Source organism: Streptomyces sp. NPDC029674 (assembly GCF_044903205.1).
Taxonomy (GTDB): domain Bacteria; phylum Actinomycetota; class Actinomycetes; order Streptomycetales; family Streptomycetaceae; genus Streptomyces.
Genome location: NZ_JBJDPY010000058.1, coordinates 1 through 521 on the forward strand (window position 1 = coordinate 1; position 521 = coordinate 521).

Below are 521 nucleotides of genomic sequence, written 5' to 3' on the forward strand. Positions count from 1 at the left end.
GTCGCGCTGGGCGTGGTCTGCGCGCGGGTGGGGGTGCGGCGGCGCGCCGGCCCCCCCCCGCGGCAATGGGCTGTCGAAGTCGGCACCGCCGAACCAGATGCCCTTGACCATCTGGTCGAGCTGGAGGAGTGGCAGCGGCTTGACCGCGCCCTGCTCGTCTACTACTCGGAGGCGGCGCAGCTCGACAACCTGCTGGACCCGGAGGCGTCGATGATGCGTCCGAGCCGGTGGATGGGCGTGCAGCGTGGCGGTTCGTCCATTGAACCGGACGCGACCGGGCCGGTGTTTATGCATTCGGCGTCTGGCCCGGCTGACGGCGGGTGGGTTCATCTACTGGACGTGCCGGTGCCTTACTGGCGGACGGTCACCGTGACGATGCTGCTGAGCGCCTATGAGGGGCAGGCGGCCCGGTTGGTGGTGACCGAGGTGGGCATCGACGGAGCGGATGGTCCTTCCCGTGAGGTGTCCACGTCGGGTGCCCGCGAACGGGTGGCGACGACTTTCCGGACCTCAGGGGAGAC

The 521-nt window shown here is 69.9% G+C and carries 1 protein-coding gene; it reads left to right on the top strand.

All coding sequences use genetic code 11. From position 1 onward, the window contains the following. Positions 1–521, top strand: a 521-nt coding sequence (locus ACI2L3_RS40325) for a hypothetical protein (protein ID WP_404757447.1), incomplete at both ends; no start/stop codon positions are given.